Origin of the sequence: Flavobacterium salmonis, from assembly GCF_903819435.1 — a bacterium.
GTDB lineage: Bacteria > Bacteroidota > Bacteroidia > Flavobacteriales > Flavobacteriaceae > Flavobacterium > Flavobacterium chungangense.
In genome coordinates, this window is sequence record NZ_CAIJDP010000068.1 from 214378 (window position 1) to 238905 (window position 24528).

Annotated in this window: 17 protein-coding genes; 8 read left to right on the forward strand and 9 right to left on the reverse strand. The window is 34.1% G+C overall.

Translation table 11 applies throughout. From position 1 onward, the window contains the following. Positions 1-45: 45 nt before the first annotated feature. From FLACHUCJ7_RS11035 to FLACHUCJ7_RS11065, 7 genes are all read right to left on the reverse strand, one after another. Positions 46-2262 (reverse strand): glycoside hydrolase family 3 C-terminal domain-containing protein, encoded by a 2217-nt coding sequence (locus tag FLACHUCJ7_RS11035; protein ID WP_180908943.1) that lies wholly within the window; start codon positions 2260-2262, stop codon positions 46-48. A gap of 205 nt (positions 2263-2467) precedes the next feature. Continuing rightward, positions 2468-4111 carry a DUF6377 domain-containing protein gene (locus tag FLACHUCJ7_RS11040; protein ID WP_180908944.1) on the reverse strand — a complete coding sequence of 548 codons (1644 nt, stop codon included), beginning with the start codon at positions 4109-4111 and terminating at the stop codon, positions 2468-2470. Positions 4112-4135: 24 nt separating this feature from the next. After that, positions 4136-6394, reverse strand: coding sequence for an acyl-CoA dehydrogenase family protein (locus FLACHUCJ7_RS11045; protein WP_180908945.1), 2259 nt, complete (start codon positions 6392-6394; stop codon positions 4136-4138). Between the two features lie 99 nt (positions 6395-6493). Continuing rightward, positions 6494-6898 carry a GNAT family N-acetyltransferase gene (locus FLACHUCJ7_RS11050; RefSeq protein ID WP_180908946.1) on the reverse strand — a complete coding sequence of 135 codons (405 nt, stop codon included), beginning with the start codon at positions 6896-6898 and terminating at the stop codon, positions 6494-6496. Between the two features lie 66 nt (positions 6899-6964). Next, positions 6965-8431: a glycosyltransferase gene (locus tag FLACHUCJ7_RS11055; protein WP_180908947.1), complete on the reverse strand. Its 1467-nt coding sequence runs from the start codon at positions 8429-8431 to the stop codon at positions 6965-6967. Positions 8432-8730: 299 nt separating this feature from the next. Further along, entirely contained in the window at positions 8731-10311 is a 1581-nt protein-coding gene (locus FLACHUCJ7_RS11060) for an NADP-dependent glyceraldehyde-3-phosphate dehydrogenase (protein ID WP_078226244.1), read from the reverse strand. A gap of 73 nt (positions 10312-10384) precedes the next feature. Further along, positions 10385-10696, reverse strand: a complete 312-nt coding sequence (locus FLACHUCJ7_RS11065) for a rhodanese-like domain-containing protein (protein WP_078226243.1) — start codon at positions 10694-10696, stop codon at positions 10385-10387. A 373-nt stretch (positions 10697-11069) separates the two neighbouring features. On the opposite strand from FLACHUCJ7_RS11065, the gene FLACHUCJ7_RS11070 reads away from it, so the two are divergent. The 3 genes from FLACHUCJ7_RS11070 (at position 11070) to FLACHUCJ7_RS11080 (ending at position 13434) form a co-directional block, all read left to right on the forward strand. Beyond that, on the forward strand, positions 11070-11711 hold the full coding sequence (locus FLACHUCJ7_RS11070) for a Crp/Fnr family transcriptional regulator (protein ID WP_031456317.1): 642 nt from the start codon (positions 11070-11072) through the stop codon (positions 11709-11711). Positions 11712-11899: 188 nt separating this feature from the next. Next, entirely contained in the window at positions 11900-12685 is a 786-nt protein-coding gene (locus tag FLACHUCJ7_RS11075; protein WP_078226242.1) for a sulfite exporter TauE/SafE family protein, read from the forward strand. A gap of 197 nt (positions 12686-12882) precedes the next feature. After that, the gene (locus FLACHUCJ7_RS11080) at positions 12883-13434 is read left to right on the forward strand and encodes a hypothetical protein (RefSeq protein WP_180908948.1); all 552 of its coding nucleotides are present in this window, start codon (positions 12883-12885) and stop codon (positions 13432-13434) included. 149 nt (positions 13435-13583) lie between these two features. On the opposite strand, the gene FLACHUCJ7_RS11085 is transcribed toward FLACHUCJ7_RS11080, so the two are convergent. Together FLACHUCJ7_RS11085 and FLACHUCJ7_RS11090 are read right to left on the reverse strand one after the other, a co-directional pair. Beyond that, positions 13584-13973 (reverse strand): helix-turn-helix transcriptional regulator, encoded by a 390-nt coding sequence (locus FLACHUCJ7_RS11085; RefSeq protein ID WP_078226240.1) that lies wholly within the window; start codon positions 13971-13973, stop codon positions 13584-13586. A gap of 232 nt (positions 13974-14205) precedes the next feature. After that, positions 14206-14610 (reverse strand): hypothetical protein, encoded by a 405-nt coding sequence (locus FLACHUCJ7_RS11090; RefSeq protein ID WP_078226238.1) that lies wholly within the window; start codon positions 14608-14610, stop codon positions 14206-14208. Between the two features lie 1247 nt (positions 14611-15857). Between FLACHUCJ7_RS11090 and FLACHUCJ7_RS11095 the strand changes: the two genes are divergently transcribed. From FLACHUCJ7_RS11095 to FLACHUCJ7_RS11115, 5 genes are all read left to right on the forward strand, one after another. Next, the gene (locus FLACHUCJ7_RS11095; RefSeq protein WP_180908949.1) at positions 15858-16736 is read left to right on the forward strand and encodes a sensor histidine kinase; all 879 of its coding nucleotides are present in this window, start codon (positions 15858-15860) and stop codon (positions 16734-16736) included. Positions 16737-16741: 5 nt separating this feature from the next. Further along, positions 16742-17392: a LytR/AlgR family response regulator transcription factor gene (locus tag FLACHUCJ7_RS11100; protein ID WP_180908950.1), complete on the forward strand. Its 651-nt coding sequence runs from the start codon at positions 16742-16744 to the stop codon at positions 17390-17392. A gap of 87 nt (positions 17393-17479) precedes the next feature. After that, complete coding sequence (locus FLACHUCJ7_RS11105) at positions 17480-18829, forward strand: LamG-like jellyroll fold domain-containing protein (RefSeq protein ID WP_180908951.1); 1350 nt, start codon at positions 17480-17482, stop codon at positions 18827-18829. A 20-nt stretch (positions 18830-18849) separates the two neighbouring features. Beyond that, a complete protein-coding gene (locus FLACHUCJ7_RS11110; protein ID WP_180908952.1) occupies positions 18850-21681 on the forward strand; it encodes a LamG-like jellyroll fold domain-containing protein in 2832 nt (943 codons plus the stop codon). A gap of 4 nt (positions 21682-21685) precedes the next feature. Beyond that, entirely contained in the window at positions 21686-24439 is a 2754-nt protein-coding gene (locus FLACHUCJ7_RS11115) for a leucine-rich repeat protein (protein ID WP_180908953.1), read from the forward strand. Positions 24440-24528 lie beyond the last annotated feature (89 nt).

Genomic DNA, 24528 nt, shown 5'->3' on the forward strand with positions numbered 1-24528 from the left:
CAATTACAGCTTTTACAACCAACCAATTTAGAAAATTAATAAAACTTATTGAAGTAAAAAACTCACTTTAGATTTTATATCCGTTGAAGAGGCACCAACAATAGCTTCAAAAGCACCCGGCTCTGCAACCCAGTCGTGTTTTTTATCATCGAAAAAGCTTAAGGCTGTTTTATCTATTGTAAAAGTTACTGTTTTTTCTTCTCCTGCTTTAAGCGAAATTTTCTCAAAACCTTTTAATTCTTTTACTGGACGAACCAAAGAAGATTTTAAATCACTGATGTAAAGCTGAACAATTTCTGAACCTTCTCTGTTTCCTGTATTTTTTACTTTAACAGAAAATGTAATCTGATCTCCTGCTGACAATTGTTTTTTATCGGCAGTTACTTTTCCGTATGCAAAAGTCGTGTAGCTTAAACCGTGTCCAAAAGAGAATAATGGTTTTGCTTTTTGTTTGTCTGCCCAACGATACCCAACAAAAATGCTTTCTTTATAAGTAACCTCATCGCCTCCCGGAAATTCTCCCAAAGCATGTGCTCCGTTATCAGATAATTTTACAGGAAAAGTAAAGGTTAATTTTCCGGACGGATTCACATCGCCAACCAAAACATTTGCCAGCGCATTTCCGGCTTCTGTACCTAAGAACCATCCCTGTACAATTCCAGGAACTTCTTTTACCCAAGGCATTGCCACTGCATTTCCGGAAATATTTACAAAAACCATATTTTTATTTACTTTAACTAACTCACTTATTAATTTATCCTGATTGTATGGAAGTTGTAATTCCTTACGATCAGCTCCCTCAGCATCCTGGTTGTCACTTTTGTTTAATCCTCCAATAAAAAGTACAATATCGGCATCTTTAGCTACTTTTAAAGCTTCAGCTTTTAACTCGGCTGCTGAACGTTTGTCTTCTAAACTAACTTTTGCCACAACTCCGTTATAATTGCTTGTCGGATCTCCAACATAACCTCTGGCGTAAACAATCTCGGCCTGATTGCCAATTCTTTTCTTCAAACCTTCAAGCGGGGTGATTTCATATCTGGCTTTTAAGGATGAGCTTCCTCCACCAACTGTCATCATTTTAATAGCGTTTTCACCAATGACAGCGATTTTCTTCGTTTTAGAAAGATTGATTGGTAAAATAGTATTGTTGTTTTGAAGCAATACAATTCCTTCTTCAGCAATTTTCAAACCTGCTTTTGCATGCTCTTCTGTACCAAATGATCCGAAAGGCCTGTCTTTGTTCATATTAGTCAGGAAGGATAAACGTAAAATACGGCGTACTTTTTCGTCTAACTCTTTAGTTCCGACTTCACCTTTTTCAATCATTGTTGAATATGGTTTTGCCAGATAATAATTGTCATACGCATTACTGGTTCCCCATGAAAGGCCGTTGGTCCAGGAACCAAATTCCATATCCAAACCATTATGAATGGCTTGTTTTGTATCGTGAACACCACCCCAATCTGAGATTACAACACCTTTAAAACCCCATTCTCCACGAAGAATATCATTTAGTAAAAACTCATTATGGCAGCAATGCTGTCCTTTATATTTGTTGTATGAACCCATAATTGCCCAGGCATCACCTTCCTGAACAGCAGCTTTAAAAGCAGGTAAATAGATTTCGTACAAGGCACGATCATCAACGATTACGTTTACGGAGTTACGGTTTGTTTCCTGATTATTTAAGGCAAAATGTTTTACGCAGGCAGCTACACCATTTGACTGAACTCCTTTAATATAAGGAACCACCATTTTTGAAGTCAGGAAAGGATCTTCGCCCATATATTCGAAGTTACGTCCGTTTAATGGCGTTCTGTAGATATTTACTCCCGGACCTAACAGTACATTTTTGTTGCGATAACGTGCTTCTTCTCCAATTGATTTACCGTATAATGAAGCCAATTCTTTATTCCATGTGGCAGATAAAGCCGTAAGAGCCGGAAATGCAATGCAGGAATCATTCGTCCAGCCTGCCTGGTCCCACTCATCCCATTTTACTTCAGTACGAATTCCATGAGGTCCGTCAGTCATCCAGTTTTCAGGAATTCCTAAACGCGGTACACCCGGCGAACTAAATTTAGACTGCGCATGAATCATGGCAATTTTTTCATCAGTAGTCATTCGCGAAAGCGCATCTTCTACACGCTCATTAAGTGTTTTTTTATCATCCAGATAAATTGGATTTTTATTTTGTGCATTACTTCCAAATGAATTCAGCAATAGTAAAACAGCTATTACTTTAACGTTCTTAAACATACCTTTTTATTTATTAGTCATTAGTCAGACTACTTAGATTAGCATTTAAAATGCCTTCTAAATAATATGGTAAAGCTAAAACGATATCGTGTTCGTAAAAATCCTAAATAAAAAAAAGTAGTATTTTTAAAACACAAAAACCTATAAAACAATACTTTAAACAAAATTAAGCAGCAAAAAAAGTAGTGATTCTGAAAACAAACAATTAGCCTTTTTGAGAAATCAGGCCAATTTTCATTACCATTTCCTCAAAATCATTTCGGGAAACTATGGCTTTGTTTCTGGCTCTGGTACGATAATTATAAATGGTACTTAAAGAGTAACGAAGGAAAGCCGCAATTTTTACACTATCGGTTATTCCGAGTCTAATCAAGGCAAAAATTCGAAGCTCTGTATTGAGTACTTCTCCCTGCTTCAATACAATCTGCTCTTCATTAATAAGCAAGGCGTTGAAGTCTTTTACAAAAGTTGGATATAAATTTAAAAAGATGATATCAAAATTCTTGTATAATTCTTCCAGTTCTTTATCAACTAAAGTAGTCGATTTCAACATTCTGGATATCTCATCAAATTGTTTAGCTGTTGCCTTTTTATTCAAAATAAGACGGTAATTCTCCAGCTTATTGATATAAGCAGAGCAAAGGTTGAAAAAATTTGCAATATATTCTTCCTTGATATGGTTTGACTCTGACAATTGGGCATTACGTTCCTGAAGCTGATTATTGGCCTCCGTGATGTCTTTGTTTAACTCTGCTAGTTTTTGACTAGTTTCATAAAGTTCTCCACGAATTCTGGAAACCTTTTTCATTTGCTTATAAACATATATCACGGCAACAATTAAAAATAAGGACAACAAACTAATAAACAAAAGGTAAGCCTGAAGTTCTGTTTTTCGCTCGGATTCACGTTCTAAATAAGCGGTATTGATAATAGAATACAATTGCGACATCAAAAGTGTGCGAAACTGCACATTACAATAAAGCGCATCTTCAATAGCAGATTGCGTGAGTTTGTATGCCATATCAACATCTCCTAAGTTATAAAAAACGATAGCCAGTTCCTGTATTGAAGCATTATCTTTTATGGCCTGTTTAATATCTGAAACCGCAGAAAGGGCATAATATTTTTTTACTAATTCTATTTTACGGGTATTTTGTGAAATATTCCCCAAAAGGTATGTAATCATGGCATATTGAGGATTATCGTCCTTCATTCCTTTCAATAAGTTTAGTAACTCTTTTTGGGCAGCATCAAATTCCCTGTGGTAAATTTTTTTCTGAATTTTAGTAATCTTATAATCTAAAGAATTAGGATTTAAAACGCCCAGCAGCGAATCACGATATTTACCTATCTGCTCAAAAAACTCACTACTTCGACTGTTTGCGCTATAATGCTCATAAAATTCCCGATACGTAATATAATAATTAGGCAGTAATGATTTTTCTAATTCTTTTTTATTGATATTTTTTAAAATCGCTTCTGATTCCCGGTATTTTCCTGTTGATGAATACAGGTTTGCCAGTTGCAGTTCCGCCAGATTCAACAACTCTTTCTTATGAAGTTCATCAGCTATTTTAAGATTTCTCTTTACATAAAAAATAGCCGAATCTGAATTGAATTTCTGATACTCTTTATATAATGCCTGATTATAATTATACTCTTGTTCTTTAGAAAGATCTTGTGATTTTATTTTCTTGAAATTTGAAATCCGTTCTTCTTTTAGACGGACATAATGCTGTTTATTTTTTACAGCATCGTTTAGCTTATCCAGAATAGCATCAGTACTATTTGATGCGTAACCGGAAAAGCAAACCAGAAGAGTTATAAAAAAAAGACAATACTTTTTCAAACGATAAAAAAATAAGATTTATAATTATACCGCAATTGGCGCTGCCAGACAACTTTCAGGAATGTCAAATGCATTTACCAAAGAAACCGCATCCGGTCTTATATCCCAGCAAAGCTGATTGACCATTTTACGAACTGCTTTGGTTTTCACAGCTTCCATATATCCGTCTTCCAGGTACCAGGCCTTGTTTTTTTCAATCTGCGAAAGTGCATACAATTGATTTAATTTTATCAGGATTGCTTTTGTTTTTTCATCTTCTATTTTAGAAACTACTATTTGAAATTGCTCCAACACTAATCGCTCCAGATAAGCCTCAGCCACTTCAATCATCTGATGCTGTACCACATTAAATGCATCATAAGCTTCTAAACCGCCATCAACCAATTTTTTAATACGTCTTGCCGCAGAAGCCAAAATTGTTTTTTCCCTGTGGATGAAAGCCTGCAGGTGAAATTCTGAATCCAGCAAATGTTCATCATCTGTCTTTCTGGTTACGATTGGGTTTTTCTCTGCGAAAGCCGTTTTGGCATTTTCAAAAACATAATTAATGATGCCGAAAGATCCCATTTCTCCAAATGCTTTTCTGAATTCTGCCAGACGATTTTTGGCAACCAACTGCATCAAAACAGTGTTATCTCCTTCAAAAGTGGTATAGATTTCTGTATCATTTTTCAAAGCGTCAATTCTGTTTTCAGACAAATATCCTTTTCCTCCGCAGGCTTCACGGCATTCCTGTAATATATCTCTTGTACTCCAGGTAGAGTATGATTTCATTCCGGCTGCCAATGCCTCAATTTCCTGCATTTCGGCTTCGGTTTTGTTTAGAAAACGATTCGTTAGATATTGCAATCCAAAATGGACGGCATAGGTTTTCGCTAAATGCGGAATCAATCTTCGCTGATGCATCCTGTAATTTAAAATCGGGACTTCAGAACCTCCTTCAGGACCAAATTGTCGTCTTTGATCGCTGTAGCGAATAGCAATCGTAAGTCCAGATTTCGCTGCTGCCAAAGCCGAACGCGGAATTCCTATTCGTCCGCCAACCAAAGTACCTAACATGGTAAAGAAACGTCTGTTATCACTCGGAATCGGGCTTTCAAATTCTCCTTTGTCGTTCACAGAAGCAAAACGATCCAGCATATTTTCTTTCGGAATCACGACATTATCAAAACGAATGGTTCCGTTATCCACACCATTCAGTCCCATTTTATGACCGCAATCGCCTATTGTAATTCCGTTTAAAACATTTCCATTTGTGTCACGCAGCGGCACTACAAAAGCATTTACACCATAATCGTGTCCGTCAATAATCAGTTTGGCAAAAACGGTTGCCATTTGTCCGTGAACGGCAGCGTTTCCAATATATTCTTTTTGTGCTTTTTCGTGAGGGGTGTGAATTGTAAAAGTCTGATCGTTATGATTGTAAGTTGCTGTGGTTTCAAGTCCTTTTACATTTGAACCATGATGTGTTTCAGTCATTGCAAAACAGCCCGGAAGTTTTAATTCGCCAATATCTTTAAGGTATTTAGCATAATGTTTTTCAGTTCCCAAAGACTGAACACTCATTCCCCAAAGTCCAAATTGTACGCCAAATTTAATCACCAGACTTAAATCATGATAACTCAGCGTTTCCATGATGGCAAAATAATCCGCTATGTTTTCACCTCCGCCATGTCTTTTTGGATATGCCATATTGCCGAGATTTTCATTGGCTAAAATTTTACACCAATTGTAAACTGTCTGACGATAAACATTAATATCAGTAGAAGTTTCATAAGCAAATTCCGGTCTTGAAATAACTTCTTTTACTTTTTTGATAATACTGGCCTGATCGCCATCCAGGATTTCAGTCAACTTTTGGATTTCAAAATTATCGTTGGTTTTAGTAGTCGCAGTCAAAGAGTCTCCCTGGGTTTTGAAGTTCTGAATTAATTCTTCACCCAAAGCGCCCAGGTCATTTTCTAATTTTGTAAAATTCTGTTCCAATACTGAAATATCCAAATCCTTTTCAGAAAGTGCTACAGCGATATCAAAAATGGATTTTATGGACGATTTATCTTTAATACTTTTCTCAATATCCGATTTCCATTGTGTGAGTTCATTTCGCGAAGGCGGATTCAAAACATCCACTTTCGAAAGCAGAAACTGCTGCTCTTCCGGTGAAAGAATCGTTAGAGAGGTAATAAATGCCTGTAAAGTCGAAAACTCTTTTTGCGTTAAAAGATCGTCTGACCAAACAAGGTATAAAAGTGGTATAAAAGCCTTAATTTTTGAATTCTCCATAGTAAACTAAGTATTAATTTGTCTGTGGTTAAATTAATATAATTAATTGAAGTTTTCTATAAAACAGGCTCAATTAGGATTTTTTTCACATTTCAAAAATCAAAAGCAAATTTCCATGATTGTAAATTCCTGACCTGCTTTGCTAAATGTCTGAAAAGTATCTTTCATTCCCAATTTCTCATAAAAGGATTTTTTATTGGATCTTGCATTGCACCAAATTCTTCTCAAATCTTTTTTTCTGGCTAATTGGAAGATATATTCTAAAAGTTCAGAAGCTATTCCACGGCCTTGAAACTCCTGTAAAGTGGCTAGTTTTCTAAACTGCATTTCATTTTCTGAAATAAAACAAGATACAATTGAAACCAGTTTTTCTTCAATAAAAACACCAAAATGCAGTCCGGATTGATCTTCATCCAGCTGAACAAATTCTAAAGGCTGGTCAGGCCACATTACTTCATGCCTGATTTGCCAGGAATCAGAAGGTTTGATTGATTTTATAATCATATAAAAATAAAAAGAAACCGTCTAATCCATATGGAAAAGACGGTTCTAAAATAAGCTATTTTTTTCTTATTTAGCTACCGGACTATATTGTTCTAAAGTAACATATTCTTCTAGTTTCTTTTCAGACAAACCACGTGTCAGCCATCCTTTTTTATGCGCAGTGATAATGGCATACGGAGTGATCCAAAACAGGCTAAAGCTGTAAAAAACACTATATGAATAAGCCCACATGGATTCAGAAAAACTATATTTTTTAGCATAAAAAAAAGCTGAAAAACTTGATATAATGAATATACTTACGAGTGTTGAGCTAAAAAACAAAAGTGGATGGATTGCAATAAAAAAGAACATGAAAAATAAAAATGGTAAAGACATTATAATTTTTGCCGTTTGATCTAAGTATAAAAGTCTTGTTCCTAATTTAGATCCGGTTCTGAAATTTTTGAAAACATACTTTGCCATCATTATATTTTCCCTAACATTGCTTCTGCCCCAACGGATAAACATTTTATACAATCCAGTATATCCTTCCGGAACATTCGTAAGTACAATTGAATTTCTTTGAAATAAAACCTGATATCCCTGTTTCAAAATCATATTGGTCATCGCGCGGTCCTCACCAATATCTGAAGGTTCTCCCATAAATGTCTGGTTAATCCATTCGTCAAGACAGTCAAATATAGCAGTTTTTCGATATGCTGCCAAAGCTCCCGGAGTACAAAATACAGAACCTAATACGCTTTCTACAGATCTTACAAACTCAAAGCTCATTACAAAACTCACATTAAGCATTTTAGGAAGCATTGCTGTTTTATTATTCAAAACGTGAACATTTCCGGCAACAGCTCCACATTTTTCATTGTTAAAAAAAGGGCTGACTAAATTTCGCAATGTATCTTTTTTTACAATCGAATCACTGTCAACAGTCACAAAAACATCTCCTGTCCCTAATTTAAATCCTCTGTAAAGTGCGTGACGTTTTCCTTTATTTTGTGGCTGCTGATAAATGGATAAACGGTCGCCAAGTTTTATTTTAGCCTGTTGAATCCAATACCAGGTATCATCTCTACTACCATCATCAATTGCGAGTATTTGCATTTTCTGCTCTGGATAATCACTGTTTGCCAAACTTAATAAGGTATCCCAAACCAGTTTCCCTTCATTATAAGCCGGAACAATTATGGTACACGAAGGCAGTAATTCATCTGAAACAGATTCTATAGGTTTGTATTTAAAATAGAGAAATGACTTATACAGAAAAACAACTGCTTTAAAAAGAAACAAAACAGTAGCCAGAATTAAAAATGGATAACCCCAGGCAGAATTTATCCTGTCAATATGAAACTGATCAAAGTCGGATTGGAATTTATAAACCAAAAAAGCTCCGGTTATCATTAGTAAAAAAGTGCCTATAAGTACTGCAATACCCGTTGCACTTGTAGTTTGATTATTATTTATTGAGTATTGCTCTTTTTGTGCTTCGTGAAGACCTGAGTCATAAAGCTGTTCTGAAGTAATTGATTCGCTTTTCATTCTGGATTGTATTTTTTATGTAAATGGCATTTATTTTTAATTCTTTATCTGAGAGAATTGCTACAATCCTGAATAGGCAAGGCTTGTGCCATTTGAATTCATATCTGATATTGAGTCATTTAAAAAAATGAGCTATTTTTTTATGTGTATTTATTACACACTTTTCCGAAACAATACACACATTTTTAAGTTTTAACGAATAAAAAAAGACAAGTCAATTTCAAAACATATCAAATAGAAAAACCGCCTGATTCTAAAAGAAAAAGACGGTTTTGAAAATTAATATATAACCTTAAAAATTATAAAATATAATCAGTATTGATGAAATTAGATTCTTTACTGTTTAATAATTCCTGAAGGATTTCATTGTTATAAGCTATATCTTTTGAAGCTACGAAAGTACGGATTGAAAATGAACGCAATGCATCCGGAATACTCAATGTTCCTACCGCAGAGTCTTTACGGCCTGTGAACGGGAACGCATCAGGACCTCTCTGGCAAGAACTGTTCAGGTTTACCCTGCATACTAAGTTAACCAAAGCATCAATAAGCGGTGCAAGAGTTTTGATATCTTTTCCAAACAAACTTACCTGTTGTCCGTAATTTGATTCGGCCATATCGTCAAGCGGTTCGTTAATATCCTTGAAGGAGATAATTGGCACAACTGGTCCAAATTGCTCTTCATGATACACTCTCATTTCTTTGTTTACAGGATAAAGAACAGCAGGGAAAATATAATTTTCTGAGTGCTTTCCTCCTTTTTCATTTAATATTTTTGCGCCTTTACTTTTTGCATCGTCGATTAAGCCCTGAATGTAAGCTGGTTTATCTTCCTCTGGAAGCGGAGTCAAAGAAGCTCCTTTTTCCCATGGATTTCCAAATACTAAAGCATCTACTTTTTCAGAAAAACGTCTGTTAAATTCTTCAGCAATAGACTCATGAACATATAACACTTTTAAAGCTGTACAACGCTGACCATTAAAAGATAACGAACCTGTAATACACTCCTGAATTGCCAAATCTAAGTCGGCATCCGGTAAGATAATGGCAGGGTTTTTAGCTTCCAGACCTAAAATCAAACGCAGTCTGTTTTTGTTTGGATGCTGATCCTGTAAAGCAATAGCTGATTTACTGTTTCCAATCAATGCCAAAACATCAATTTTTCCTGATTTCATGATTGGAGAAGCCACTTCACGACCTCTTCCGTATACGATATTGATAACTCCCTTTGGAAAGCTGCTTCTGAAGGCTTCTAATAATGGAGAAATACATAAAACTCCGTATTTTGCCGGTTTAAAAATCACGGCATTACCCATAATCAGAGCAGGAATCAATAACGAGAACGTTTCGTTAAGAGGGTAGTTATATGGTCCAAGGCACAATACAACCCCAAGAGGCCCACGGCGAATCATTGCGTTTACGCCCTGAACTTTTGAGAATTTAGAACTGCGTCCGTTTAATTCTTTATAACTGTCAATAGTGTCCTGAATATATTCTACTGTTCTGTCAAATTCTTTTTGGGAATCGCCAAGGTTTTTTCCGATTTCCCACATCAAAAGTTTCACTACTTCTTCGCGGGTTTCTTTCATTTGCCTTACGAAATTCTCCATGCATTTGATACGGTCAATCACTTTCATCGTTGGCCATAAACCTTGTCCTTTATCATAAGCAGCAGTAGCAGCTTCAACTACCTCAGCTGCTTCTTTTTCTGCCATGAACGGAATAGAACCCAATAATGTCGGCGCATATTTTTCAGTAGAAGAAATAGTAGAAAACACAGGTGTAGTCTGACCTGTCCACTTTTTTAATTCTCCGTTTACAAGATAAGTATCCTGATTCAGAAGGTCTTTAATTTGATATTCCTCGGGTATAAAACTCATAATCTGGTAATTTTAGTTTTGGTTATTTATTCGTTTTTAAATGAAAAAAGAGGCTTTACCGCCTCTTTCACTTTTATGGATTTACGGTATCACCTTCCCAATCCAGGATTCCGCCAAGCAGATTATAGGCATTCTCAAAACCTAATTCATTCATAATCTGACATGCTTTTGCGCTTCTCGCTCCCGAACGGCAATACACATAATAGTTTTTATTTTTATCCAGTTCTTCTATTTCATAAATAAAAGCCTGACCTTTATTGATGTCAATATTAACAGCATTTTCAATATAGCCGTCGTTAAACTCGTCTTCAGTTCTTACATCAAGTATAACTGCATTTTCATCAGATTTTAATTGTTCAACCCAATCTTCTTGTGATAAATTCATAGCATTGTGTTTTTTGTAAAATTAAATGTTTTTACTAAATAAAATACGTACAAAATACGATTTCGATTATTATTCACAGAAAACGTTTTAGAAGAAGTATTATACTTAGTGTTTTACAAATTTACTCACTATTTTCAAAAAAACATACTGGAATGTCGATAGAAAATAGGATATTTTCATTTCAGGAATTCCTTTCTTAAAAATAGTTTTCTGACAATTTATAACAATTCAATCTATTATCTTTGCAAACAATTATAAGTTTTAGTTTGTTTTTGATAAAATCTGTAATAACAAAACATTAAGATTTTATTTTTAACGGGAAGACAAAAAATTAAAGATTTAGAACAGTATCGTTTATTTTTAAATTTCACCCATGCAGCCTTCATTAAAAACCCTCTTTCCAAATTTCTCCAATGAACTGATTGCTGTTATTGAAGAAACCGGGAGTCCACAAGATTTTAAATCCGGAACAATCTTAATGCGAACCGGACAGTATATTAAAAATACGGTTTTGATTACCAAAGGAAAAATCAAAATCTATCGCGAAGGCGAAGATGGCGGTGAGTTTTTAATGTATTATTTACAGCCGGGACAGGCCTGCGCCATTTCTATGATTTGTACCGCAAAAAGCGAAAAAAGCCAAATTATGGCCAAAGTAGTCGAAGATGTTTCTGTCATGATGATTCCCCTGCAAATGATGGACAAATGGATGATGGAACACCGTTCCTGGTACGAATTTGTCATTGAAACCTATCGAAGCCGTTTTGAAGAAGTCCTTGAAGTTATTGATAATATCGCTTTCCGATCCATGGATGAACGTTTGGAATTTTACCTGAAAAGACATTCTGACTCCTGTGGTTGCTCTGAAGTCAAACTTTCTCATCAGGAAATTGCAACCGAACTGAATACCTCAAGAGAAGTCGTTTCAAGATTGCTCAAAAAAATGGAACAAAGAGGATTGGTGAAGCTCAACAGAAACCAAATTGAGTTATTAAAAACTAATTTCACGAATTAGCACTAAATCTATTCTGTCACATTGAGCGAAGTCTACATGCTTTTCGGGTTCTCAACTCCGCTCGAACTGACATTATAAGTAACATAAAAATCCATTTGATATTTTAATCTATTACAAAATCACCTTCTGTGATAAATGTTACTGTAGATTTCTAATTTACAAACCACCTTTGCATCAAAACAAATGCAATGGAATATCTGGGTTATTTTGCCTCTATCATTATCGGAATTTCGCTGGGCTTAATTGGCGGCGGCGGATCGATATTGACTATTCCGATTCTTGTTTATTTGTTTAAGGTAAGTCCGGACCAGGCCACTTCGTACTCTTTATTTATTGTTGGGCTTACAGCTATGTCAGGAAGTTACAGCCATTACAAAATGGGAAACCTCAAACTCAAATCGGCGTTTTACTTTGCCATTCCGTCTGTGGTTTCAATTTTAATCATCCGTGAAGTTATTTTTCCGAAAATCGCAGCCACGTTATTTTGCATAGCCTCTTATTCGGTTTCAAAAGACTTTCTGATTATGATTGTCTTTTCAGTATTGATGATTACTGCAGCAATTTCGATGATTAAAAAAGACCAGCCCGAAATAAAAAATGCCGAAACCAATTACCCGCAATTAAGCTTAATCGGTTTTGTGGTCGGAATCGTAACCGGATTTCTGGGTGCCGGTGGCGGTTTTTTAATTATCCCGGCCTTATTATTTTTTGCCAATTTACCCATGAAACAAGCCGTTGGAACATCATTATTAATCATTACAATCAATTCAACAATAGGTTTTGGAGGCGATTTATATATCGGAACACCCATAGATTATCCCTTTTTATTAAGCGTTTCTGCCATGGCACTCCTGGGAATGCTAATTGGAAGCCAGTTTTCTAAAAAGATTGACGGAGCAAAACTAAAACCTCTTTTTGGCTGGTTTGTTCTCGTAATGGGTGTTTATATTATTACAAAAGAAGTTTTGTTTTAAGGCTTTCACGCAATTTTTAAATATTTTGAATTTAGTTTCACTTGTAGAGTAGTCTTTGTCAGGATTCTGAATTTTGACAAAGACGAAACTAAACCTAAAATTAGTTGTAATTCTTACCAAAACAGCTTTAGAACCTTTAAATTAATCAATTCTTTTTGGCACTAAGTTTGTGTTTCTTGGCGAAAACAATCCGCCTAATGAATAAAATTACTCTCGTTTCTCTCTTTTTTTACTTTTGTAACTTTACTTACAGCCAGAATATCATTTACAGAACAAATTCTTTAAATAATACTGTAATCCAAACTGATGTCAAATTGGAAGTAAATTACAAAACCGACTTATTTGGCAACACCATTATTGAAGATGCATATGGAAGAACACTCGTAATTTTAAAGAAAGATATCTTTGGTAATATTATCATTACAGACCCATTCGAAAAAATTATAGCCAAACAGGTTAAAGATATTTTCAACAATGTTATGATTAAAAATGGGAAAGACGAAATCATAGCCAAAGAAGTAAAAGATATATTTGGTGATATCAAAATTGTAGACAAACATGATCGGATACTGGCAAAACAAAAAAAAGATTTTCATGGAAACACTGTAATTGTAGATAACAATGACCAAATTTTATCTACAAACAAAAATGCTCTTTTTGGTCCCATACTAATAGAGAGACCATACGAAAGATCAATTATTATTGAAAATTGGGGAATCTATGGCGATTTGAAAGTTTTTTTCGATTAAGAATTTATATTTTTTTGACGTTCTTTATATCGGGCTATCCATACCAATCCATAGCGCCCGGTTAAATCATATCCTCTTGTTCCTAAAAAAAATTTAGCCCAAAAAATGAATTTTGGGCCAAAACAGAACGCATTTCAATTGGAGTTACTTCAAATTTCCCCAAATTTTTGTTTATAACGTCCAAGCTCAATTTCTGTCCTGTTTAAAAGCTTTTCTAATAGCTGAATTTTGTCTTCATATAGTTCTTTGATCGTAGAAGTATTTTCTGTGTTAATCAAAATACTCCCATTATTATTTCCGGTGATTTTATTAAAAGAATTAAAGTACCGATCGTAATCAAAACTGATGATATCTTCAACACTTACATCAAGAATTCTTCCTATTTCGACCAGTTTTTCGTAACTCAAAGAAGTTTTTCCTTTTTCAATTTTACTATAACCGGCCTGAGTTACACCTAATTTTTCTGCCATATATTCCTGAGTGTAATTTTTTAACTCTCTAATGTTTTTGATTTTGTTTTTAATTGTTGTTGTGGCCATATCTTTTTTAATTTGGGGTCAGGTATAGCTAAAACAGCCCGCCATTAAACTTTTTAACAGCATAACTATACCTTATTTAGGGTACTCTAAAACTTCATATTGTCAGGAATAGTAACGCAGTAGTTCATTATTTTTTTCTGCTGGTAATAAAATAACCATACATCAAAGCTGCCATTATGAAAACTAAATCATAATGGGAAATTCCAAATAAATACATTTTTGATTTTTTTATTTAAGCAGTCTTTTTTATACTTCTTTCAAACTGAAGATCCAGAAAATGATCTATCTGTTCGCCTATCACAGGTCGGTCCTTTGCTGCAATTTTAATCTTTATTTCTTTTCTGTAAATATCTTTTACAAATACGAAATACACAAATTCTGAAGTGTTATCAAATCTTGCGATTATAATAAAAACGTAACATAAAAGTGTCGGAATAATATAGTATAGATCCATCAGGTCTGAGAAAATCATACAATAATACGCTACGGCGGTTACGGCTATAAAAGCAGCATTTTCAAGAAAATACTTTTTCTTTTTTTTTAGCAATCCCAGTTCTTTAATTTCATCAAAATCATACTGCCAGTTTTTAGATTTGTAGTGAAATTTAATCGTGTCGGTAAAAATAGTTATGAACATAATAATAAGTAAATAAAAAAATAAAGGTTTGTGTAAAATCTTTTGGAATCTTTATAAAAATTCTTAGATACGCAATATTAAGCATTAACTTCTTTTTTTTCTTACAACACAAATTATAGAATATAACTAATAGTTGTAATTAAATCCTTAGAAAAAACTAGAGTGAATTGCCTTTACTTTTTATCTTATTTACTAGAGAATATTATTTTAGGCTTTTCCTACGGCCGGGCTATACGCTAAATCAACTGCTAACAAAACCTACGGCTGAAAAGTGCTTTTTCTATATCGGGAGATACCGGTGCTATCTCTAATGCGGTCAACTAATCATAATGTTTTTTATTACATATCTGGAAAAGTCTGGAATAATCCATTTTTTTGAGAATTGAGAAACATCTAAAATTCAATTACAAACTAGAGAGATTTAGTATGGAGTAGGTTTTACATGAGGGAAAATAATTTGAATAACCGGTATATTTTGCCTGTTTCAACAGATTAGGTTTTGAAAAATCAGGCTATTTATAGTGCTTACAAATTGACTAAATTCAAGTATAAAAATAAATTACTATTTTTGCTTTTTAAGGTGTCCATAATATATACAAATACCACATGACAGATATAATTGCATTCTCTTCAAGCTTATTAGGTTTGTTTTTTCTAATATTGAATACCTTTTTATTTTTTAAAAATAAACAAGTACGTGAAAAAACTGAAAAAACTTTTTTGTGGTATCTATTTTCTCTTTGTATTGTAGAAATAATATGCCATCTGATAGGATTTTTATACTTTGGACAAAACTTTTTTGTATCGCACTTTTATTTTTATTTCCAACTATTATTTTTATCTATACTTTTCAAAAAATTAATTTCAAATACGATTTTGAAAAAAGTTATATTGACAGTTTTAATCGCACAAACAGTAATTTTAGCGTCAATGTATATAAAAGATCCAAATTCATTTTGGAACTTTAATAATTATGAAATTATTTCCATCTCTATAATTTTAATACTTTATGCGCTTTATTATATTGTCTCCAATTTAGCAACCGAGCATCGTTATTTCAACTTTTCTATTGGTTTAATTCTATATTTTGCGTGTAGTGTCACGATTTTTTCTGTAGGCAATTTAGAATTAGTGTTATGTGAGGATCCTTTTATAGATATATGGATTTTTAATATTGTCTTCTATATTATTTTTCAAATCTTTATCTTTAAGGAGTATCTTTTCCTGAAATCAAAAAAACAAATGGAATGAACATTAAAGTGTTTCTAAAACCCATTTTGTTTATTTTTTATGCAGTCGTTTTTTTTAATACGTCGCTTGTTTTTTCTTTTCAAACAAAGAATTTTTCACTTCAAAACCCAAATGGTGATGTTACCACAATTGAAAAAACATTTCTAAATAAAAAACAGCCTATTTCTGACCAGACGATAAATGAAGTAAAGAAAAGCCAAATTTTATTACTGGTTGTTGTTACTTTTTTTGTGAGTGGGTTTCTGTTCTTAATTTATCACTTAAAAAAAGTACGAATTATAAACCAGCAGTTAGAAAGTTATTCCAAACAAAACGAATTTTTAATTAGCGAAACCAATCATCGGGTCAATAATAATTTACAACTAATTTCATTACTTATAGCTGATACACTTCGTAAAAAGCAAGGGGACGAGAATAGAAATGATTTTGTCAAGCTTTTATCAAAAGTAGAAACTATTGCTTCTTTACATAGACATCTGTATCAAACAAAAAACAACAATGAAATTGACTTAAAGGAATATCTTCTGGAAGTAAAAAATAATTTTACAAGTTTAGAAGAAGATAAAGAATTTGAGATTACTTTTGAGATCGATTCGATTCAAATTCATTCTGATAATGCAATGTATATTGGTTTACTAGTTACCGAATTAATCATAAATTCGGTAAAACATGCCTTTGAAAAAAATCATGAAAAACGAATGAATTTAGAAATTAACAAAGAGAATAATTTCATTTCATTTGATTATAAAGACAACGGGTTAAATTCGACAGATAAAAAAGTTAGTCCTAAATTAGTACTACAACTTTGTCAGCAATTAAAAGTCAACCCAACGATAGAAACTGCCAAAGGTTTCCATTTATATTTTAATTTATAGCCTTTATGCCTAAAATAGTAATTGTAGAAGACCAGGTTTTAATTGCAAATCATATAAAAAATATTTTAACAGATTGCGGTTATGCCTCTATTGAATTGGCTTTCAATTTAAATGATGCTACAATTACATTACATCAATTTTTACCCGAAATTATTTTATTAGACATCAATGTAGAAGGCCACGATACCGGAATTGAATGGGCAAAAATGAACCTAACTAATGAAAAAGTCATTTTCATTACGGGTCAAACGGAAATGGAAACCTTAAAAAAGGCATTAAAAATTCAGCCTGTTGCCTATTTAACAAAACCTATAAAAAAAATCGATTTAATTGCTGCTATCGAAGTAGCAAGAGAACAATCCAAACCAAAATCAATCACTGTTAAAGATGGTTATAAGGATGTAAAAATTTTATTAGATTCTATTTTATTTATTAAAAGTGATAAAAATTATATCGATATTATAACTACTTCTAAAACCCATACCATTCGAACTACTTTAGATAATTTTCATAAAGAATTAGATGCTTCCACTTTTTACAAAGTTCATCGCTCATATATTGTAAATAAAGATAAAATTTCCATAAAATCCAGTTCGTTTGTAAAAATTGAACAGTATGAAATTCCTATTTCCAGAGAGATCGACTTCCGAATTTAGATTCGTCCACAAAGTTCTGCTGTTCGTCCCAAATTAAGACTTGAGGTGCTTTTTTGTGATAATTTTGGGTATTAAATACCACATTATATGAAACAAAAATACTTCATTACAGTTTTACTGTCTTTACTATTTGGAATCACAAATGCACAAAACAATGCATTACAAATGAGTAATGACAGTTATTTTAGTAGCTACAATAGAAACTCCTCTTTTTACAGTGATTATTACTTAAACAGTACTAGTTTTACTATCGAGTATGATTTTTATTTAAACGCATCAAATAATTACAATGCTCAATTTAGTTCCTTTGCCAGCAATGGGGTTGTTGCAAAACCTATCCATTTTTATGTGAATAATACAGGGGCTTCTGCCTTATTATTAGGAAACGGCACAACAGAAGAAGCGGTTCCTGGAATGCCAACTTTTAACGCACAACAGTGGTATCATATTGCCTTTGTCGTGACAAATTCAGGTACTAAAAATGTAAAGGTATATGTAAATGGAGTACCTACCATTGACTATAATTTTACTGCTACTTTAGATGGTTTTGACGGACTAACCGATATTAATCTTGGCGCCACCAGTTACAGTTCTACCACTAATACGGGGAATGCTAAATATGATAATTTCCGTATATGGTCTTCGGCAAGAACGGCAACAGAAATAGCGAATAATTATGCCTCCTGTTTGGTTGGGAATGAACCTGGACTAGTGAGTTATTTTAATTTTGATGGATATAATGGCAGACGTATTGAAAACTTGTTTACCTATAGTCCTGAATATAGTATATTTTATATTTTTAATAACTATTCTTTCGTTTCAGGTAGTGGTTGTGCTACGCCTCCTTTATACGACCCTATAACCGTAACGGGTGATTTTAATGCAACTTTTTATTATGCAGGCCAAATCAACGGAAAACCAAACTATAAAACAGATCGTGTGGATTGCGGTATCAATACCAGTCAAGCCCGATGTGCTAGTTCACCTTCATATTCAGAAATAATTTGGGAAAACAACCAATGGATAATACGCACTGGAGGTTGTGTTTGGGAGCTTGGAGAAGCTTGTGTTCCAGTGTCTTATTCGGGATTAGCTGTTGGTATTAATTCAAATGATACAACACTGCCTCCCTGTGCAGGATGGACTAGTAATGTTACTGTTTACACTACACACTGTACTACTTTAGCCACTACAAATCAAAAATTAGAAGAAAATATTTCCATTTACCCTAATCCAACCCCTAATATCTTGAATGTTGAAGTCAAAGAAAAGGTTACTATTAAGGTTTTTGATGTTATGGGTAAAATGATTTTGGTTAGAAATAATGTACTGGATTCAGAAAAAATAAACCTCACTAACTTTCCTAATGGGGTATATTTAGTAAAAGTAACCGATGCTACTGGAAACAATAAAAGTTATAAGATAATTAAAGAATAACTACATAATACCCCTTTTAAATGAAAAAAAATTACGCTTTTCTAATCGTAGTACTGTTATGTGGAATAACCACTGCGCTACAAGCACAAAACAATGCACTCAATCTTGATGGAACGGCTAATTATGTAAGCATTCCTAATACCTATTCTATAAACAGTAGTGCCTTTACTGTCGAATTTGATTTTTATATGAATTCCTTACAGGATTATAATGGAGGGATTTCCTCAACAAATAATGCTGGGATCCCTCAACCCTTTGATTTCTATGTAAATAATCTGGGTGAAGCTAAACTGGCTTTAGGTAATGGCTCACAATCTGACACTATTAATTTAACTACCTTAAATGCAGGGCAATGGTACCATATTGCTATAGTGGTAGGTGATGGAACTTTGAGAGTACAGATAAATGGTAACCTAACAACTCTTTCTTTTATAGGTAGTTCATTATCAAGCACAGGTAATATTAGAATTGGAGACCGTATGGATGGCGTAACGAACGCCAATGCAAAATTTGACAACGTTCGCATTTGGTCAGTAGCCAGAGCCTTTTCAGAAATACAAAATAACAGAAGTACCTGTTTAACTGGAAATGAAGCAGGATTGGATATTTATTACACCTTTGAAAACATTTCCGGAAATACCGTTCCTGATATTGCTGGAAATAACGGCAGCCAAAATGGTACTATTACAGGTAGTTTTTCAAATACGGCTGGTACAGGTTGTACACCAATGGTTCCAGCTGCTCCCACAACAAATTATGCTACACAAATTTTTGCAGGCGACGACAAAACACTAGCCGATCTTCAAATTAGTGGAAACAACATCAAATGGTATTATGAACCTCCAGGAAATTACTTACTATCCAACAATTATCCGTTATATGATAAATTAATGTACTATGCGACACAAACTGTAACAGGTCTAGAAAGTACAAATCGATTAGCCATACCCGTAAACAGAATTTCTAATGCTACACAAATTGTGCCTCCAGCCAGTACTGTTGCCAATTTAGTTGCTAATACGCTTACAGGCGCAACAGCACAATGGTTTACAACTCCGTCTGGCGGTACTCCTTTAGCTAGTTCGGATGCCATTACTTCTGGGACTTATTATGTAGAACAAGTTATAACAACAGATATAGAAACTCTTGGAAATGGGTTTAATTTACCTGCAGGAATTGCGATTGAAACTGATGGTAAAATTATAGTAGCAGATTATGCTAATAATTCCATAAAGCGCATGAATGTTGACGGTACTGATGTGATTACTTTAGGTTCAGGATTTTCTCTTCCGGTAGGAGTTGCCATACAAGCAGACGGTAAAATCATAGTAGCAGATACTGGTAATAATGCCGTTAAACGAATGAATGCCGATGGAACCAATATAGAAATAGTAGGTTCAGGTTTTAACCAACCAACAGGAGTTGCCCTACAAGCCGATGGTAAAATTGTAGTAGCAGATTATAATAATAATGCTATCAAACGTATGAATACCGATGGAACCAATATACTAACATTAGGTTCAGGGTTTAATTATCCTTCTGGTGTTGCCTTACAAGCGGATGGTAAAATTATCGTAACTGATTCTTATAATAATGCTATCAAACGTATGGATCCAGATGGCATGAATATCGTTACACTAGGTTCGGGATTTAATGAACCATATGGAGTTGTCGTGCAAGCCGATGGTAAAATTGTAATAGCTGATTATGGAAATAATGCCGTTAAACGTATGAATACCGATGGAACCAATATAATAACATTGGGTTCAGGGTTTTACCAACCAACCGGAGTTGCCTTACAAGCCGATGGTAAAATTGTAGTGGCAGATTATAGTAATAATGTCATAAAACGCATCACTGAAGCCTCAACCAGTAACCGTGTAGCGGTACAAGTAGCCACTACAACAACCCCTGCTACTCATTTACATTTTGATGGTACTAATAATTACATTCCATTAACTCATTTTGAAAAACCAAACGAATTTACCATCGAGGCTTGGGTAAAAAATGATTATGACTCTGGTACTATTATCTGCTGGGGTAAAAACACAAATGATACCAGTCATACTAAATTACGTGTAGATGATGGAGATGTAGATTTCTACACTTATGATAATGTCAATGATGTAAGTAGTACTATTTCATCTTCAATCCATATCAATAGTAACTGGCATCATATAGCCGTAGTAAAAAATGCAAATCCTACAAATAACCTTGAAATTTATGTGGATGGTGTTTTAGGAGCAACTGGTACCGTAAACATTAATATTACCTCAGATAATTTATTGATTGGGGGCAGAACCTATAATAATTCAGGTCCTTTTGAATTTTATGAAGGCGAACTAGATGAAATACGAATTTGGAATGTTGCCAGAACAGCTACTCAAATTAATGCGTCTAAAGACTGCGAATTACTTGGTAACGAAAATGGCTTACTAGCCTACTATAAATTCAATCAAGGATATGACCAAGCGAATAATACTGCTATTAGTACTTTGACCAACTCGGTTACTGGAGGTTCAAATGGTGTTTTGAATAACTTTAATCTTTATGGAACCAAATCAAATTGGTTAAACGGTTCTCCTATTACATCTGGAGTAACCTGTGCCAGCCTTGGAACTGATGATTTTCTAAGTTCGAATGATTTTCAAGTCTACCCAAATCCGTCATCAGGAATTTTTAACATACAAACTAAAGAAGATGGTTTATTGGAAGTGTATGATGTTACAGGTAGAAAAGTAACATCTCAAAAAGCAACTTCAGCAACTTCACAAGTCGATTTGTCTGGGTACAATAATGGGGTTTATTTCCTGAAAACCAATAGAGCAACTTTAAAACTAATTAAAAATTAAAACAATGCTAAAGAAATTACTTTTACAGCTAGTATTTTTGTTTGCTCCATTGGCAATTTTGGCGCAAAATTTTACTCAGGGCGATTTAAATTACATAGTAACTACAGGAACAAACGTGTCTGTGAAGGCGGTTAATAAAACACTAACTACAGCAAACATTCCTACAAGTGTAACAAACGAAAGTATTACGTATGCAGTAACAAATATAGGAACTAATGCTTTTGATAGTTGCACCGGACTTACCTCGGTAACAATTCCTAACTCTGTAACCAGCATCGAAAATAGCGCTTTCTTTAATTGTACAGATCTCACTTCGGTAACGATTCCTAATTCGGTAACCAGTATTGGAAATTTTGCTTTTTTAAATTGTAAAAACTTAACTACTATAACAATTCCTCAATCGGTAACGAGTCTTGGCAATTCTGTTTTTTATTATTGTTCAGGTCTCACTTCTGTATCCATTCCTAATTCAGTAACGAGTATTGGAATTGATACTTTTAATAGTTGCACAGCTCTCACTTCTGTAACGATTCCTAGTTCGGTAACGAGTATTGGAATTACTGCTTTTTATAATTGTTCAGGTCTCACTTCTGTAACGATTCCTAATTCAGTAACGAGTATTGGAAATAATGCTTTTGGAAATTGCACAGCTCTCACTTCTATAACCATTCCTAATTCGGTAACAAGCATTGGATTTTATGCTTTTTCAAGTTGTACAGCTCTCACTTCAATAAAAGTTCTCAACCCATCGCCAGTAAACATCGATGCCAATGTTTTTAACGGTGTAGCAATTGCTAACATTTCGCTTTCTGTGCCTGGATCAAGTGTATCTGCATATCAGGCAGCAGCAGTTTGGCAGGATTTTAACTCTATTACCAATATACCTCAAGGCACTCACCTTAACTTTGATGGAATAAATGATTATGTAAGTATTCCTTATTCATCAAATTTTAACTTTGGTACAGGTAATTTCTCAGTTGAGTGCTGGGTAAAAACATCTAATAGTGCTGTTAAGGTAGCAGTAGGAGCAATTCAATCAGGTGATTTTTGGTTAGGCATTAACAATGGTAAAGCCAATTTTTCAATTTCTGGAGGCGGAAACGCTACAGGAACAACAACAATTTCTGATGGCGCCTGGCATCATATTGTGGGGGTTCGAAACAATGGAATTAACTATATTTACGTTGATGGAGCTTTAGAAGGTCTAATTAACAATGCGGTTGCTTTTAACCTGACTTCAAATCCTGTAACTATTGGCAACTTTAATGGGAGTTTTAATTTTCAGGGCAATATAGACGATGTTCGTATTTGGAATAAAGCACTAACAGCCTCAGAAATTAGTGCAAGAAAAAACTGCGAATTAGACAATACACAAGCTAATTTGTTAGCCTATTATAAATTTAATCAGGGTTATGATCAGGAGGATAATTCTGCTACAACTACGCTAACCGATGCTACTTCAAACACCAATAATGCCACATTAATTAACTTTGCATTAAACGGTACTACATCAAACTGGTTAGCCGGATCTCCAGTGACTACTGGTTCTGTTTTACCAGGAAATCCTTCTGTTACGACTCCTGTAACATATAACTCAGGTGATACCGCTAGTGCACTTACTGTTACTATTGGAAGTAACGGAACTGGATTAGTTTGGTATACTACTGCGACAGGTGGAACAGGTTCTACAACAGCTCCAATTCCTTCAACAGCTAGTGTAGGTTCAACATCCTATTGGGTATCTTGTACTAATGCCTATGGATGTGAAAGTGACAGAATTGAAATCGTTGTCACAGTAAACTCAGTAACCCCAGCAACACACTTACATTTTGACGGGAATAATGATTTAGTAAATCTGGGTAGTAATTTATCTGCTTCGCTCAATAACAATACAAAAATTACTCTTGAAGCATGGATAAAGCCTGAGTCAATTGGAACGAATAGAACAATTGTTGGAAATTATAATAATGGTGCTTTCCAAATGCAGTCTTTACTGAGACAAAACGGAAGCTCTTTAGAATTTTGGATTGGTACAAATACTGGTTTTACAGATGCAACTGTATCGAATGTTCTGTCTGCAAATACTTGGTATCATATAGCAGGAATCTGGGATGGTACTACAATGAAACTATACATTAATGGTAATCAAGTAGCCAGCTATCCTAAATCAGGATCATTGTCGACAACTACTAATAATTATATGATTGGTAATAGTTCAACAAACGAAAGATTTCATGGATCAATTGACGAAGTTCGTATTTGGAATGTGGATTTATCACAAGCTGATATTCAAAACACTATGAATTGTGAATTACAAGCTACTCAACCTAATCTTCTGGGTTATTATAAATTGAATCAAGGTTTTGATAGTATAAACAACAGTTCTGTTACCATTGCAACTGATGCGTCAGGAAATGGAAACGATGGTACATTAACTAATTTTGCATTGACTGGTGGTACTTCAAACTGGGCAGCAGGTTCGCCTATTAGCACTGGAAACACTTGTAACACTCTAAGTAATAAAGATTTCACTTACAGCAATTACTATAAAGTTTACCCAAATCCATCCTCAGGAATTTTTAATATAGAAACCAAAGAAAACACCTTATTGGAAGTATATGATGTTACAGGTAGAAAAGTAAAATCTCAAAAAGCTACTTCAGAAACTTCACAAGTGGATTTATCCGGGTACAATAATGGGGTTTATTTCCTGAAAACTAATCAAGGAACAACAAAGTTGATTAAAAAAGGCTTATAGTTTTTCTTACAAAAGCCAATTACTAAAAGACTAAAAAGCGCAGGGAGATGTATTTCTTCTTGCGCTTTTTTTGGTTGGCTTTCTTTTTA